14 protein-coding genes are annotated in these 15106 nt (G+C 64.0%); 4 read left to right on the top strand and 10 right to left on the bottom strand.

Features of this window, described 5'->3' with window-relative positions; all coding sequences use genetic code 11:
- Positions 1-46: 46 nt before the first annotated feature.
- The 9 genes from tssH to AB7849_RS10525 all read right to left on the bottom strand — a co-directional run bounded on the left by tssH (position 47) and on the right by AB7849_RS10525 (position 10122).
- Positions 47-2788, bottom strand: coding sequence for a type VI secretion system ATPase TssH (gene tssH, locus AB7849_RS10565; protein WP_008210604.1), 2742 nt, complete (start codon positions 2786-2788; stop codon positions 47-49).
- A gap of 12 nt (positions 2789-2800) precedes the next feature.
- Positions 2801-3886 (bottom strand): type VI secretion system baseplate subunit TssG, encoded by a 1086-nt coding sequence (tssG, locus tag AB7849_RS10560; protein ID WP_008210603.1) that lies wholly within the window; start codon positions 3884-3886, stop codon positions 2801-2803.
- Positions 3850-5685, bottom strand: coding sequence for a type VI secretion system baseplate subunit TssF (tssF, locus tag AB7849_RS10555; protein ID WP_008210602.1), 1836 nt, complete (start codon positions 5683-5685; stop codon positions 3850-3852). Before tssF ends, tssG begins: the two co-directional genes overlap by 37 nt.
- 175 nt (positions 5686-5860) lie before the next feature.
- Positions 5861-6181 carry a tlde1 domain-containing protein gene (locus AB7849_RS10550; protein ID WP_237711798.1) on the bottom strand — a complete coding sequence of 107 codons (321 nt, stop codon included), beginning with the start codon at positions 6179-6181 and terminating at the stop codon, positions 5861-5863.
- A gap of 79 nt (positions 6182-6260) precedes the next feature.
- The gene (tssE, locus tag AB7849_RS10545; protein ID WP_008210600.1) at positions 6261-6743 is read right to left on the bottom strand and encodes a type VI secretion system baseplate subunit TssE; all 483 of its coding nucleotides are present in this window, start codon (positions 6741-6743) and stop codon (positions 6261-6263) included.
- Positions 6744-6856: 113 nt separating this feature from the next.
- The gene (locus tag AB7849_RS10540; protein ID WP_008210599.1) at positions 6857-7360 is read right to left on the bottom strand and encodes an Hcp family type VI secretion system effector; all 504 of its coding nucleotides are present in this window, start codon (positions 7358-7360) and stop codon (positions 6857-6859) included.
- Positions 7361-7453: 93 nt separating this feature from the next.
- Entirely contained in the window at positions 7454-8944 is a 1491-nt protein-coding gene (tssC, locus tag AB7849_RS10535; protein WP_369501052.1) for a type VI secretion system contractile sheath large subunit, read from the bottom strand.
- Positions 8941-9447, bottom strand: coding sequence for a type VI secretion system contractile sheath small subunit (gene tssB / locus AB7849_RS10530; protein ID WP_008210597.1), 507 nt, complete (start codon positions 9445-9447; stop codon positions 8941-8943). The genes tssC and tssB overlap by 4 nt, the downstream gene beginning before the upstream one ends.
- 42 nt (positions 9448-9489) lie before the next feature.
- Positions 9490-10122 (bottom strand): tetratricopeptide repeat protein, encoded by a 633-nt coding sequence (locus tag AB7849_RS10525; protein WP_008209979.1) that lies wholly within the window; start codon positions 10120-10122, stop codon positions 9490-9492.
- Between the two features lie 169 nt (positions 10123-10291).
- Between AB7849_RS10525 and AB7849_RS10520 the strand changes: the two genes are divergently transcribed.
- The 4 genes from AB7849_RS10520 to icmH all read left to right on the top strand — a co-directional run bounded on the left by AB7849_RS10520 (position 10292) and on the right by icmH (position 13392).
- Positions 10292-10459, top strand: coding sequence for a hypothetical protein (locus tag AB7849_RS10520; RefSeq protein ID WP_369501051.1), 168 nt, complete (start codon positions 10292-10294; stop codon positions 10457-10459).
- A 32-nt stretch (positions 10460-10491) separates the two neighbouring features.
- Positions 10492-11169, top strand: coding sequence for a type VI secretion system lipoprotein TssJ (gene tssJ / locus AB7849_RS10515; RefSeq protein ID WP_037099108.1), 678 nt, complete (start codon positions 10492-10494; stop codon positions 11167-11169).
- Positions 11170-11290: 121 nt separating this feature from the next.
- The gene (gene tssK / locus AB7849_RS10510) at positions 11291-12634 is read left to right on the top strand and encodes a type VI secretion system baseplate subunit TssK (protein ID WP_008209983.1); all 1344 of its coding nucleotides are present in this window, start codon (positions 11291-11293) and stop codon (positions 12632-12634) included.
- A complete protein-coding gene (gene icmH / locus AB7849_RS10505; RefSeq protein WP_008209985.1) occupies positions 12631-13392 on the top strand; it encodes a type IVB secretion system protein IcmH/DotU in 762 nt (253 codons plus the stop codon). Before tssK ends, icmH begins: the two co-directional genes overlap by 4 nt.
- A 151-nt stretch (positions 13393-13543) precedes the next feature.
- Here icmH and purD read toward each other — a convergent pair whose 3' ends face one another.
- On the bottom strand, positions 13544-14827 hold the full coding sequence (purD, locus tag AB7849_RS10500; protein ID WP_008209987.1) for a phosphoribosylamine--glycine ligase: 1284 nt from the start codon (positions 14825-14827) through the stop codon (positions 13544-13546).
- Positions 14828-15106: the final 279 nt, after the last annotated feature.

Below are 15106 nucleotides of genomic sequence, written 5' to 3'. Positions count from 1 at the left end.
CGTCCTGCTCGAATGTCCGGAATCGTGGGTGACTTCAGTCGGGGTCTTACTTCAGCGAATACTTGAAGGCGCCGTGCTTGTCTGCGCCAACCTTGATCTTCGCGATCGCGCCGCCTTCGGCCATGCGCGCCAGCACGCTGTCGGCCACCTCGGGCAACAGGCTGCCGTTCAAGATGTGGTCGACGTTGCGCGCGCCCGAATCCACTTCGGTGCACCGCGCCAGCACGGCATCCACCAGCGCGTCGTCCCAGCTGAATTCGGCCTGGTGGTTGGCGGCCACGCGCTTGCCAATGCGATCCAGCTTCAGATGGATAATCTGGCTCAGCACGTCGTCGCTGATGGGGTAATACGGAATCACCTTCATGCGACCGAGGAAGGCCGGCTTGAACGCCTTGTACAAAACCGGGCGCAGCAGCTCGGCCAGCGCGTCGGCATCAGGGAGTTCCTCGGCCGGCTTGTTGAGACAGGCCTGCATGATCTCGCGCGAACCGACGTTGCTGGTGAGGATGATCAACGTGTTGCGGAAGTCGATCTCGCGGCCTTCCGCGTCATCCATCACGCCCTTCTCGAACACTTGGAAGAACATCTCCAGCACGTCCGGGTGGGCCTTCTCGATTTCGTCCAGCAGCACCACCGAATACGGGCTGCGGCGCACCGCTTCGGTAAGCACGCCACCTTCGCCGTAGCCGACATAACCGGGCGGCGAGCCCTTCAGCCCGGACACCGTGTGGGCCTCCTGGTACTCGCTCATGTTGATGGTGATCAGTTTGCGCTCGCCGCCGTAGAGAATGTCGGCCAGCGCCAAGGCAGTCTCGGTCTTGCCCACGCCGGAAGGGCCGACGAACAGGAACACGCCCTTGGGCTTGTTCGGGTCTTCCAGGTTGGCACGCGCGGTGCGCACGCGCTGGGCGATGGCTTCGAGTGCGTGGTCCTGGCCGATCACGCGCGCCTGCAATGCGGGCTTCAACTGGCGCACGGTGCGGATTTCGTCCTTCACCATCTTGCCCAGCGGAATGCCGGTCCACGCGGCGACGATTTCGGCGATGACGATGCCGTCGACCTGGATTGAAATCAGCGGAGCTTCGCCTTGCAGTGCTGCCAGCTCGTCGTAGAGTTTTTGCAGCCTGGCCTTGCCCGGGTGCACATCGACGGACTTGCTCGCGGCTTTCTTCTTTTTGGAGGCAACAGGTTGGCCCGCTTCGATGGTTTGCGCATCGACAGTCGCTTCCGGCATGGCGGCGGCACCGGCTTCCAGCTCGTTGCGCAACGCCTTGATCTGCTCGACCACGGCACGCTCGGCTTCCCAACGCTGCTCGTCGGATGTCAGCTTCGCTTGCACCTCCGCTTGCTGCGCTCGCAGCGCAGCAAGGCGCTTGTCATGCGTGCTGCCGGCGGCCTCTTCGCGCTCCAGCGCACTGACTTCGGCGGCCAGCCGGGCAAGCTGCTTGCGTGCGTCGTCGATCGCGGCGGGCGTGGCGGTCTGCCCCAGCGCCACGCGGGCACAGGCGGTGTCGAGCACACTGACGCCCTTGTCCGGCAATTGGCGGCCGGCGATATAGCGGTGCGACAGGCGGCAGGCTTCGGTGACGGCTTCGTCGAGAATGCGCACGTTGAAGTGCTTTTCCATCAGCGGCACCATGCCGCGCAACATCGCGGCGGCCAGTTCCTCGCTGGGCTCTTCGACCTTGATGACCTGGAAACGGCGGGCCAACGCGGCGTCTTTCTCGAAGTACTTCTTGTATTCGCCCCAGGTGGTGGCGGCAATGGTACGCAGCTCGCCACGCGCCAGCGCAGGCTTGAGCAGATTTGCCGCGTCGTTCTGGCCGGCCGAGCCGCCGGCACCGATCATGGTGTGCGCCTCGTCGATGAACAGGATGATCGGCTTCGGGCTTTTCTTCACCTCGTCGATGACGTTCTTCAGGCGGTTTTCGAACTCGCCTTTCACGCTGGCACCGGCCTGCAGCAGGCCCATATCGAGCGTGTGCAGCTCGACGCCTTCCAGCGGCGGCGGCACGTCGCCGTCGGCGATCTTCAGGGCCAGGCCTTCGACCACGGCGGTCTTGCCCACGCCGGCTTCGCCGGTGAGGATCGGGTTGTTCTGGCGGCGACGCATCAGGATGTCGATGGCTTGGCGGATCTCGGTGTCGCGCCCGACTACCGGATCGAGTTTGCCGTCGCGCGCGCGCTGGGTAAGGTTGGTGGTGAACTGATCCAGCGCAGGCGTCTTGCCCAACGCGTTCGGCGCAGGTGCCGCGACATCGCCTTCATCGCCCTCGCCGGCCTGCGCATCGGCAAAACCCACGCTTTCGCCGGCTTCGCTCGAACCCCGGGTGAGTTTGACGAAATCGTGCTTGATCTCGTCCAGTTTGAACCGTGCGAACTGCGCCGAGGCACGCTGCGCCAGCTGCGCCAGCTCGGCCTGGGTGAGCAGGGCCAGCAACAAGTGCCCGCTGCGAATGCGGGTGGTGTGTGAGTCCAGCGATGCAATCAGCCAGGCATGCTCGAACAGCGTCGGCAGGCGCGAGGAAAACACCGGGGTGCGCGTATTGCCATCACGGAAACGCGAAATCTCGGTGGTAAGGTCGCGCTCCAATTGTTCCAGGCTCACGCCGCTGTGGCGGGCGATAACGGCAAAGTCACTGGTCGGCTGTTCCAGCAGCGCCAGGAACAGATGCTCCAGATCCACCTCGTAATGCCCGCGCGCCATGCACAGGTTGGCGGCGCGTTCCGCGGCATGGCGGCAGGTATCGTCCAGTTTGCCGATCAGGGTCTTGAGGTTGATGCTCATCCGGTGAGTGCCTTAGTTCAGAGTGTGTACGAGATAGCTGGCGTCGGCGCGATGGTCGTTCGCGGGCTGGGTATTGACGATGGCATCCCAGCCAAGCCGGCCGCCGTTGAGAGGCGTGAGCCCGGTGGAACGCACGTCGTCCTTGTGCAGCACCAGGCGCACTTCGTATTCGAGTGAATCGCCACCCAGCAGGGTCAGCCACTTGGCCAGTGCCGCGGAGGCCTTGCCGCCGGGCAGAAATTCCTCGAAACGCGTGCGCCGCAGCGGACCGACCCACAGGCGCATGCGCAGGTCGCGCTGCCATACGCGCTCGCCGGACAAGGCATTGCGACCGAGCACGGCATTGCCTTCGCCCAGACGTGAGCGCTGTTCGGGGGGCACCGCGTACCACGCGCCGACGAATTGCTCCAGCCGGATATCGGCGTCGAAGTACTCGCGCAACATGCGCTGCAGGAAGGCCGCGGACAACGGGCGCTGGCCGATGCCGGCGCTGTAATAGGCGATGGCCTGGTCGAACACCGCGCCCTCGCCTTCCGCCAGGCGTGAACGCAATGCCGGCGAACCCATGCCGGCCAGCGACATTACCAGCGGCAGGAAGCGCTCGCGCTTGTCCAGTTCATACTGGAACGCCAGCCGGTACTTCTTCCATGCGCCGTAAAACAAGGCCATGGCGCGGTTGTTGAAGATGTCGAGGAAGGCACGCGCGGCATGGTCGCGGTGATAGGTCTCCCGCTCGCCAAGCTGCTCGGTATAGCCGTACGGCAACACGCCACGGCCGCCCAGCATGCCCATGAAGGCCGGGGTCAGGTCGACTTCCGCCAGCGCATTCCAGGCTGGCGACTGGCCATCCTCGGACATCGGCAGTGGCGCGTCGTCCGCGGCATAGGCGCGCAGCTGCTCGATTTCGCTGGCCGGGAAACCCATCGACAAGGTGTTGCGGAAACGCAGCTTGCGCGTCACCACGTCCTGCGGACGCGCACCGTTGCGCACGAACAAGTGCTCCAGTACGCGCACGGCCTGGAAAAACTGGAAGCGATGCGGCGCGTCGAGCAGCCGCTGCGCTACACCAGGGTCGATTCGCCGCTTCGCGCCGGACATCGGATCAGTTCCTCGCCGCTGCGACTGGACAGCAGGACAAGTTGGGTGAAGCTGTTGGCGTGCACGTACAGCCCGAAGAAATGGTCGAGCACGCTCGCGAACGCATGAATGCCGGTACCGACGAAATGATCCTCGTCGATGCCGATGCGGATTTCCGTGCCACGGGCCACGCTGGCGAAATGCCGGCCGGGCAGCCACGTGGTCACGGCTCGATGTTCCAGGCTGGCGATGCCGTCGATCTGCCGCGCCGACGTAGCCGAGCGCGGCAGGTCGTACAGGCGCAGCATTTCCTTCAACGCCGTGGCGCCCCCTTCGACCAGCGAGATGTGATTCAGCGACAAGTGCGAAATCAATCGCCACTGCGCGCCGCGGCCCGTATCGAAACGCAGCGACGCGGTAGGTTTGCGCAACAGCGAAATGCTGCGCGCCACCGAACCGCCTTCCATGGTGAGATCGCCACCAGGCACGCCATAGGCCAGCTGCGATGGCAGGTCGCGATTGCTGCAGGTCAGCTCCAGGCTGAGCACGTCGGTCTTGGGCGTCACCGGGTCGAAATTCACGTCCACCATCGACAGCTCCAGCTCGTAGCCGGGGCTCTGCTGGGCCACCGCATCATTGCGGGTAGCCACCCAGTAATGCTCGGTTCGCTCGGGATTCTCACCGTGGCGCAACGAATAGAACGGGCGGAATTCGACGACGGACTCGCCTTGCGCGGTCTGCTGCACGCGCGCCACGCTGTCGATCGCGTGTACTTCGTAGGCGTAAGCGCGGCGGGCGTCGGCCACCACCGGATAAGACGTGCTGGTGTGGGTGATGCGAATCGGCTCGGCATGCTGCTGGAACAGATTGACCACCGGCGTGCAGCCAAGCAGCACGTTGGCCGGCGCCAGTCCTTCGAGCAAACGCGCCGGTACCGAATCGGAAGCCACGTCGCGCAGGATCAGGTGCAGCGCGAACTGCTTGCCACCGAGGGCACCAGCGCGGCGCAAGTCGATGTCGAAGAAACCGAACTTCTCGGGGAAGGCGAACAGTTCGGTCAACAGGCGATACGCCGGGTGCGAACGCGCCGGGTAATCGATCAGCGCCTCGTCGTCGGCCATGCCGACCGGTGCGAACGGATTGCCGTCCAGGCGCGTCCAGCGCCCGCCGTCGCCCGCCTCCACGTAGGCGCGATCCACCTTCAACGCGAGCGTGTCACGCAATACCGCGCAGAACGAGGGCTCGCCATCGATGAACACGCGTGCCCGCTCCACGCCAAGAGCGCCCAGCGATGCGTGCTGGGACTGCAGTTCGAAACGCAGCGTGATCTGTGCACACGACTGCGCCGGCAGACGTACATGCGGCGGCACCTGGGCCACCGGCTGGAATTGCGCCGCGGCAATGCGCAGCGGCGTGAGATGGACGTCGTAGGCAGTGCGGAAGCGACACGGGCCGCCACGCACCGGGCGCGACAACAGTTCGGTGCCACGCGGAATCGATACCGGTGCCGACAATTGCGCCCCGGACTTGCCGAGATCGAAATGGGCGATCGAGCAGGAGGGAAACGGGCGCAGATAGTGCGGGTAAAGCACTTCCAGCAGCGCCTCGGTGAATTCCGGGTAGTCGTCCTCGATCTTCTTGGAGATGCGCGCGCCCATCAGCGCAAACGACTCGATCAGTCGCTCGACATGCGGGTCTTCGCTGATGTCACCGACCAGCAGCAAACGACCCGCGATCTTCGGATAGCGCTCGGCAAAATCCCGCGAGTAACGTCGCAGGAATGCCAATTCACGTTCGTAGTAGGGGAGCAGGTCTTCCATGGGTTCTCAAGGGTTTCCGGACACCTGCGTGCCCCTCAGCTTGGCTCGACTTCCGATCTTTGATGCCTGGGGGAATATTTGTTTGTCAGCACCCTGTGGGACGAGGCAAATCCTGGCTGGTCGACCACGCATGACGAGTGTCAGTCCGAATGCGGGGTTGGCCGCAGCTCATATCTCACGGCACCACGACCAAAGCCTTGTCGCCGCTGTGCAACATCAGCTGGCGAATGTTGTAGGAGGCAACGATGCCGCCCTCTGACGAATCGCCGACATGCCCGGAATCATCGCCGTGAATCAGGAACCGGGAACGCCCGTACATTCGATTCTTCGAATCGTGGGTGAGTCGAAGCGAATTCTTGCCGGCGGCCGAGTCATCAACAAAATGGCTGGCGATGGTATATCGGCCTTGCGGCAACGGCCCTTCCTTCGAATGGATCTGCGCGTGAGGCACGTTGCGGCACTTTCCCTTGCCCGCATAGCCGGTGCCCACGTTCATGCCATCGTGATCGATCACACCGGTCGATTGATGATAAGTCCATGTCATGTCTGGTCTCCTTTGTCGTGATCTATCGAGGTCATGCCGCCGCACGCCGGTTGCGACTGACCGAGTACTGCAGCGTGGTGGGTTGCAGCAAGGCGTCGAAATTGATCGGTTCGCGCGATGGGTGCACCACCAGCAGGGCGCTGATGGAAAAGCGCAGTGCTCCGGTGGTGCGCTGGCCCTGGTCCAGCAGCACGCGGACATTGGTCAGGCGCGGCTCGTGCCGGGATATTGCCAGTTCCAGCGAGTGACAGATGAACGCACGGTCGTCCGAACTGGCCAGGCTGCGTCCGGAGAAATCATGGATGCCATAGGTGGCAAGCGAGCGCTGGCAGTGGGGGAAGCGCTTGAGCACGTCCTCGGCCACCACGAAGCGATTGTTCAGCAGACCTTCGACGTCACGCGCCACCGAATCCTTGAATTCCTCGTTCGACAGTCGCTTGACCATGCCGTACGCGGCTTCGCGTGGTGCGTCGTCGAACAGCTTGTCCAGCAGGCTCGGCTCGAAGCCTTTCATGATCCGATTCCTCCGCCGGGCCGTGGCGGGCCGCCGACGAACTGTCGGAAACTTTCCGCCCGAATCAATGTGGTGTCGCGGATGACCGCGACACCACACCATCCGTCAAACGATCAGACGTTGTAGGTCTTGTCGTTCTTGGTCAGGCTCCAGGCACCCTGCGAGCTGCCGCCCTGGCCGCCGCCGATCTTCTGCTGGGTGTAGCGCCACTGCACGGCGGCGTACTTCAGCGCGAACGTTTCGGTGGGCAGGCCTTCGGTCTGCACCGACGGCGTCACGCTGGCCACGATGACCTTCTTCAGCAGGATTTCCAGGTACTTCACGCGCTTGCCTTCACCATCGGCACGCATGAAATCGATCGTCACCTCGTCGAAGGTGGTGCCGCCGGAGCACGACTGGAACAGCTGCGGGCTGACCACGTCGATGTCCTTGGTGAACACCATGTCGCCATGCTCGCAACGCTCGGCGGTGAAACCGCCCGAGGTGGAAGCGGTGGCCGACTTCGGCTGCGCGATGTGATGGGTCCAGGAGCTGGCCTCGATCCATTGCGGGTGATCCTTGTCCTGCGATTCACCCTTGATGGCCGGATTGCCGAACTTGATGTAGATGTCCTTCATGATTTCATCCTTGACGGAAAGTGGATAGTGAGGGTTGGAACTTCACGCGTACCCGACAGGAGGTACGCGCTTCTTGCAATTCGGCTGGAGCGATCAGCTCTTCACCGAGGAAGGCAGCTCCGCCACGAGCCGCAGCGATACCGAAAGCTCGTCGAGCTGGTAATGCGGACGCAGGAAAGCCACCGCGCGGTAGGCACCGGGGCGGCCCGGCACTTCCGACACCTGGATGGATGCTTCACGCAACGGGAACTGGGCCTTGGCTTCCTGCGTTGCGTTGTCATCCAGCAGTACATACTGGGTGATCCAGCGGTTGAGGAACGATTCCACGCTGGAGGTCGAGGCGAAGCTGCCAATCTTGTCGCGCATCATCGCCTTCAGGTAGTGCGCCACTCGCGACACCGCGAAGATGTACTGCAACTGTGCGGAAAGCGCCGCATTGGCATTGGCCGCATCGGTGTTGTACTTGCGCGGCTTCTGCACCGATTGCGCACCGAAGAACGCCGCGTAATCGGTGTTCTTGCAATGCACCAGCGGGATGAAGCCGAGGTCGCTGAGTTCCTTCTCGCGACGGTCGGTGATGGCGATTTCGGTGGGGCACTTGAGCGCCACTTCGCCGTCGTCCGTGCGGAAGGTGTGGGTGGGCAGGTCCTCGACCAGGCCACCACCTTCGACACCGCGAATTGCTGCACACCAGCCAAAGTCTTCGAACGCGTGGGTGAGACGCGCACCGAAGGCGTAGGCGGTGTTGCACCACAGGTACTTCATGTGGTCAGTGCCGTCCACGTCCTCGACGAAGTTGAAACCCTCGACCGTGGTGCCATCCTTCGGGTTGTAGGGCAGGCGACCGAGGAAGCGCGGCAGGGTGAGGCTGACGTAGCGCCCATCCTCGGATTCGCGCAGCGATTTCCACTTGGCGTATTCGACCGTATCGAACACCTTGGCCAGGTCGCGCGGCTTGCCAAGGTCGGCAAAGCTTTCCAACCCCATCAATTCGGGAGCGGCCGCGGAAATGAACGGCGCATGGGCAGCGGCCGCGACGTGCGACATCTGCTCCATGAAATACATGTCCTCGGGCTGCCGGCCAATCTGGAAATCGCCCAGCAGGGCCCCAAACGGCGCACCGCCGAAGGTGCCGAATTCTTCCTCGTAGACCTTCTTGAACAACGTACTCTGGTCGAAGTCGAGCGCGGACTTGAAGTCGCGGTTCAGTTCCTTCTTCGACGCGTTGAGCACCTTGATCTTCATCATGGCGCCGGTGGAGGTCTGCTCGCACAGGTAATGCAGGCCGCGCCAGCTGGACTCGAGCGCCTTGAACTCGGCGGCATGCATCACCGCGCTGAGCTGCTCGGAGATCATCTGATCGAGCTCGGCCACACGGGCGTCGAGGGTTCGGTTGAGGTTGTCGGAGACGACCACGGTGCCGCTCATCACCTCGCGAGCCAGCTCGGAGATGATGTCCTTGGCACGCTGGTGTTCCGCGCCGGACTTGGCGACGCGACTCTGTTCGACGATCTGGTCGAGCAGGCCATCGCCTTCGACGGCTTCGGCCTGTTTGACGGCGCTACCCGCAGCGTCGGTGTTCATGCCTGATCCTCGCCTGCTTCGACACCCAGCTGCTTGAGCTTCTCGGTGTTGGTGAGCACATCGTTGAGGATGTCCTCAAGCTTCTCGTTGCCGGCCAGCTTGTTGCGCAAATCGGCCAGCTTACTGCGGGCCTCGAGCAGTTTGCGCAACGGCTCGACCTGCTGCACCACGGCTTCCGGGCGGAAATCGTCGATCGACTTGAACTTCAGCTCGATGCCGAATTCGCCTTCGCCGCCGATGGTATTGGGCACGCGGTAGGTGGCGCGCGGCGCCATGCCCGACATCACGTCATCGAAATTGTCGAGATCGATATTGACGAACTTGCGATCGCGCAGACGCGGCAGGGCCTGTTCGGGGTTGCCGCTGAAATCGCCCAGCACGCCCGCGACGAAGGGCAGTTCCTTCTGTTCGATGGCATCGCCCTTCTCCACCTCGTAGGTCAGCTGAACACGAGGTGGACGCACCTTCTGTAGGCGCTTCTGGATGCTTTCCTTCTTGGCCATGAGTATCTCTCCGATGATGGGCCTGTAGCGGGTAGCTCGGTGTCAGAGGCTGCCGCCAGGCAATGCCTGGAACGGGTTGTCACTGGCCGGGGCGGATGGAGCGGGCGCAGGGGCGGGAGCCGCTGCGGGACGGGGTGCCGGCGCGACATGCCGAGTGACGCGACGCCGAACGGGCTTGCGCTCGACCGGCTTGGCCTCGGGTGGTACCAGCACGCTCTGGCCGAGTGTCTCGCGCATTTTCGCGGCGAGCTTCTCGGCTTCGACATGCGCCGGCCCTTGCTGATTGGACTCGTCGTGCAGGCGTCCAAGGGCCTGCACGGCCACGCGCAGGCCCGCCACGGTGAGAATGCTCTCGGCATTGCTGTCGGACGGATTGCGTTGCAGCACTTCCTGCGCATCGACGATGGCACGGCCGTAGTTTTGCTGATCGAAATTGATCTGGGCGAGGCGATACCAAGGATTCTCGCGCGTGGGGTCGGCGGCGGCCGCCTTGCTGTAAAGCGCCTTGGCGCCGTCGACATCCTGTGCGTTGTAACGGGCATCGGCCTGCTGCATCAACTGGTCGTAGGGATGCACGGCAACCGGCTTGGTCTTGGACCGATGCAGCATGCTGCATCCGGCGAAGGCGGGAATCAGCAGCAGCAACATCGCGGCACGTACGTGAGCCATCTTCACCGGTAAATCTCCATGTCATCCCGTATTGACGACGTCGCGGACCTCGTGAAAGGCGCTCCAGATGCGACGGTATTCGGCCGACTTTCTATACGAGTACGCATGGTGATGCAACCCGCAATCCGCGGAAACGCAAGCCAGTTATCACAATCTGTCGATGTGTTGTTTCATCATGAAGAAAATCGCACTTATCGCCTTTATGATGATGCTGCGACTGCGTTTGCAGAGTGCAGGAAACCTGCAACGCACGGCCGGAATCGATCGACGGCAACTCACGGGGAGCCCGATTCATACAGCGTTGTCAGGGATCGACTACAACACGTCGCGCTGTTCCCTGTGAAAATTCCACGGACATTTTTCGCATACATGGACATGCACTTCCCTCCCCGCCGCCTCCTTCACTGTCTTGCCGCGTCGATGATCCTGCTGCTCGCCGGCTGCGCCAGCAGTGGCGGCTCGATGCCCTCGTCGGCCAGCAATACGGCGAGCCAGGTCGATGATGCAGCGACCCAGGCGAACGCCACGACCGGCACGATCGAGCGGATGATGCAGGCGGTCGGCCTGGCCAAGCCCGCGCCACCGGCGCCCACCGAACAGCAATTGCCCCTGCGCATCTTCACCGCGCAGAACCTCAATGCCGGCCAGAGCCGCAAGGCGCTGGCGCTGGTGGTGAAGGTGTACCACCTGCGTTCGCTGGAGCGGTTCAAGCAGACACCGTTCGACGACTTCCTCGACAAGAGCAAGACCCAGGCGGCGCTGGGCGACGATTTGATCGACAGTCGCGAGATGCTGCTGCTGCCGGACCAGCGTTACATCAGCACCGAACACATGCCGCTGGATACGCGCTACCTCGCTTTCGTGGCGCTTTTCCGCGCGCCGGCGGCGCAACGCTGGCGTTTCGCCTACGACGTGAAGCGTTCGACTGCCAGCGGCATCACCTTGGGCGTGCATGCCTGCGCAATGTCATCCACGGCCGGCGCGCTGGTCACCGAGCTGCCGGACAATCCGGGCTCGCTGGCCTCCGTGCATTGCCCGAAGCCGGGCTCATGAGCGCGCATTTGCCCCATCACGCCGTGCTGCAAGCCACGCTTGCCGACGGCACTTGCCATGGATCGGCGCGGCACGCAGTCGCCCGCATCCACGTCAACCCACGGATCAGGACGAGGCTCACGTGAGTCAAGCAGCCAAGCTATTCTGGGGCGAGGGATTGTTCCTTCGCCCGCAACATTTCCAACGCCAGGACGCCTATCACGAGTCGCGTCTGCACGAGACCAGCCAGGCGCTGCACCCGTACGGCTGGGGCGTGCGCCAGCTGCGTTTCGACAACCAGAGCCTGGCGACCGGCACGCTGCGCCCGTTGCAGGTGTCGGTGGTCTTCCCCGATGGCGAGCTGTACACCGCCCCGGATGCCGACGAACTGCCGCCGCCGATTTCGCTGGACAGCCTGCCGCCGGGCACGCAGGAAGTCACCATCTATCTCGCCCTGCCGCTGCTGAAGGAATACGGCGGCAACTGCGCGCGCGACGCCACCGATGCCACCGCCCGTTACGTGCAGAACGACGTGGCCACCGCCGACGTCTATTCCGACGCCGCGGAAGCGGAGCTGGCCTACCTGAAGAAATCGGTGCGCCTGCTCACCGACGATCAGTCGCGCGACGCCTACGTCACGGTGCCGCTGATCCGGCTGCGCCGCAGCAGCACCGGCAGCTTCGAGGCCGATGCGCACTACGTGCCGCCCTCGGTAAGCCTGCGCGCATCACCCACCCTGTTCCTGCAACTGCGGCGCCTGCTCGATGCGCTGCAGGCGAAGGCGCAGGCACTGATCGGCCTGCACCGCGAACCCTCGCAAAACATCATCGAGTTCCGCTCGGGTGACATTGCCTCGTTCTGGCTGCTGCACACCGCCAATGCCGCATTCGCGGCGCTGGCGCACCTGTACCAGCATCCGGGCCTGGCACCCGAACGATTGCACCAGGAACTGCTGCGGCTGGCCGGCTCGCTGCTGACGTTCTCGCCGGCGCACCAGCTTTCCGACCTGCCCGCATACAACCACGCCGAGCCCGGCCCCGGCTTCGACAAACTGTTCAAGATCATCCGCGAACTGATCGACACGGTGATTTCCGCGCGCTACTTCGGCATCAGCCTGACCGAGGTTCGCCCGTCGTACCACCTGGGCCGGATCGACTCGCAACGCATCGACGAGAAGTCCGCGTTCTACCTTGCCGTGGGCGCGGCCATGCCTGCCGCCGAACTGGTCAGCGTGGTGCCGGTGCGCTTCAAGATCGGCGCCCCCGACGACGTGGAGAAAGCCGTGCTGTCGGCGCTCCCCGGCGTCAGCCTCAGCCATTCGCCGCAGATTCCCGCGGCCATCCCGGTGCGCCCCGGCAGCACCTACTTCGCGGTCGAGGCGCGCGGCCCGCTCTACGAGCGCATGCTGAAATCGCAATCGATCATGATCTACGTGCCTTCGGGCATCCCCGAACTCAAGCTTGAACTGATCGCACTCACGCCATGACGGACAACCGCACGCCCCAACCCGCCGCCACGCCTGCCGCCCCGGCCGCCGGCGCACCGCGCAGCCTGCTCGACCTGATGTCGGACGGCTTCTACATGCTGCTGCTGATCAAGCGTGGCCAGGTGCCGCTGGCCGAGCAGCCGTTCGCCGACGCGGTGCGCCAGTTCCTGGCCAACATGGAACGCAACGCCAGCCGCGAGGGCATCCCCGCCGAGGATGTCCATGCTGCCAAGTACGCCTATTGCGCCGTGGTGGACGAGGCCATCCTCGGCTCCACCTGCAGCTTCCGCGAGGAGTGGGCGCGCAAGCCCCTGCAGCTGGCGCTGTTCGGCGACCACCTGGCCGGCGAGAATTTCTTCGTGCGGCTGGAACAATTGCGTGCCCAGGGCGCCGCACGGCTGCAGTCGCTGGAGGTGTGCTACTTCTGCCTGCTGCTCGGCTTCGAGGGCAAGTACCGCCTGGAAGGCAGCGAGAAACTCGGCTATCTCACCGCACGCCTGGGCGACGAGATCGTCTACCTGAAAGGCAAGCGCACCGGCTTTGCGCCGCACTGGGCGCCACCGGATCGCGTCGCCAATGTCCTGCGCCGCACCGTCCCGTTGTGGGCTGCCGCCGCCGTGCTGGTCGTGGCCGGGCTTATCGGTTACTTCTCGCTGCACGTGGCGCTGCAGAAGGACACCACCCATCGCCTGGCCGCCTACCACGACCTGGTGCAAATGCCGGCGCGCACCGCCAGCCTGACCATCACGCTGCCCTGATTTTCCACGCCTCGATCACCGGGGCGGCGGCGTTCCGTTCAAGCAAACGCCGCCATCTGGACGTCTATCCGCCCAGATGAAATTCTGTCGTTGCGCGATCAAGACAAAGCGCACAAGCAAACTCGTACCTTGCCGCCGCGCCGGTGAATTCCTACGACCGATGCAATGCCCGGTGCGCAATATCGCGCCGGCAGAACGCGCCGTCGAAACGGATCTTCTCCACGGCGGCATAGGCGTTTTCGCGCGCAGTGGCGATGTCCGTGCCGAGCGCACAAACCGTGAGCACGCGACCGCCCGCCGTCACCACGCGCCCTTGCGCATCGAGCTTCGCCCCGGCGTGGAAGACCTTGGCGTCGGGTCCAAAATCGCCGTCGAGGCCGTCGATCACGTCGCCGCTCTTCACCTTGCCGGGATAGCCGCCAGCGGCCATCACCACGCCCAGCGACGGGCGCACGTCCCATTGCGCGCGGGTATGGTGCAGCTCGCCATCGAGCGCGGCCTCGATCAGTTCGACCAGGTCGGACTTCAGCCGCAACATGATCGGCTGGGTTTCCGGATCGCCGAAGCGCACGTTGAACTCGATGACCTTGGGGTTGCCCTGCTTGTCGATCATCAGGCCGGCGTAGAGGAAGCCGATGAACGGCGCTCCCTCGACGGCCATGCCGCGCAAGGTGGGTTCGATCACCTGCTTGAGGATGCGCTGCTCGACCTCGGGCGTGACCACCGGCGCGGGCGAGTACGCGCCCATGCCGCCGGTGTTGGGACCGAGATCGCCTTCGTCGCGGCGCTTGTGATCCTGGCTGGAAGCCATCGGCAGCGCGTGCTGGCCGTCGCTCATCACGATGTAGCTGGCTTCCTCGCCGTCGAGGAATTCCTCGATCACCACGCGGGCGGAGGCATCGCCGAAGGCGTGCGCACCGAGCATGTCGTGCAGTGCCAGCTCGGCGTCGGACTGGGTCAACGCCACCACCACGCCCTTGCCGGCGGCCAGGCCATCAGCCTTGATGACGATCGGAGCGCCGTGCTTGCGCACATGGGCCAGCGCGGGTTCCAGCTCGGTGAACACGGCATAGTGCGCCGTCGGGATGTTGTGGCGGAGCAGGAAGTCCTTGGCGAAGGCCTTGGAACCTTCCAGCTGCGCGGCAATCGCGCGCGGCCCGAAAATGCGCAGGCCGGCGCCACGGAACTTGTCCACCACGCCGGCCACCAGCGGCACTTCGGGGCCGACCACGGTCAGGCCGATCTTCTCGTCCTGCGCCAGCTTCAGCAGGCCGTCGAGATCGGTCACAGCCACGTCGGCGTTGCGCACGCCACGCTCGCGCGCGGTGCCGGCATTGCCTGGCGCCACGATCACCTCATCGACGCGCCGCGACTGCTTGAGTTTCCACGCCAGCGCGTGTTCGCGACCGCCGTTGCCGATGACCAGGACTTTCATGAGGTGGACTCCGAAGGGTTGCCGCGTGGATGGCTGGCTATTGTAACGGCAGAACGACGGCCTTCCTTGTCGATCGCGCGGAATGCAGCAAGACGGCGACTCGACATTCGAGTGCGAATACCTATCCCGCTCGTCATCCCGGCGCAGGCCGGGATCCAGTGGCGGTTACGCCTGCTCAGGCCGTACAGCCACTGGATTCCTGCCTTCGCAGGAATGACGAGCAAAAACCGATTTCGACATGTGCCACACGCGACTGCGGGAGTTCGAAGTTATTCCAGA

It is taken from the genome of Rhodanobacter sp. FW021-MT20 (assembly GCF_041107475.1).
In the GTDB taxonomy this organism is placed as follows: Bacteria; Pseudomonadota; Gammaproteobacteria; order Xanthomonadales; family Rhodanobacteraceae; genus Rhodanobacter_A; species Rhodanobacter_A glycinis.
Note: the sequence above shows the minus strand (reverse complement) of the source record. Positions and strands in the feature narration are given on the sequence as shown.